1 tRNA gene and 1 rRNA gene are annotated in these 538 nt (G+C 43.7%); both read left to right on the forward strand.

The features are described 5' to 3' along the window. Positions 1 to 161: 161 nt before the first annotated feature. Positions 162 to 237: transfer RNA gene (locus tag ACWYU8_RS22030), tRNA-Thr, on the forward strand. Positions 238 to 254: 17 nt separating this feature from the next. Further along, positions 255 to 371: ribosomal RNA gene (rrf, locus tag ACWYU8_RS22035) — 5S ribosomal RNA — on the forward strand. Positions 372 to 538: the final 167 nt, after the last annotated feature.

The following is a 538-nucleotide window of genomic DNA, read 5'->3' on the forward strand; positions in this document are numbered from 1 at the left end:
AGTGAAACGAAATAGCGCCGATGGTAGTGTGGGGTTTCCCCATGTGAGAGTAGGACATCGCCAGGCTTTAATTTTGGTCTTCACCTTTATTAAGGTGAAGACAACAATTAAAGAGCCCGTTTGAAAGAACGGGCTTTTTTAGTCTTACGAGACATCTTGATGCTGATATAGCTCAGGCGGTAGAGCGCATCCTTGGTAAGGATGAGGTCCCCAGTTCGATTCTGGGTATCAGCACCACTTTAAAAAGAATTTTACTTGGCGACCATAGCATTTTGGACCCACCTGACTTCCATTCCGAACTCAGAAGTGAAACGAAATAGCGTCGATGGTAGTGTGGGGTTTCCCCATGTGAGAGTAGAACATCGCCAGGTTCTTATTAGAAAGCCTAGTCGAAAGACTAGGCTTTTGTCGTTTATGGCGCTTAGTTTCCATTTCAGGGAAATCGAATCCCAGTCGCATACTAATACCAATTACATTAATTAAGTGGTCAATCTTGTCCAGTCCCTAAAGCAGAGTGAGATAACTCTGCTTTTATTCT

Source organism: Vibrio limimangrovi (assembly GCF_054064025.1).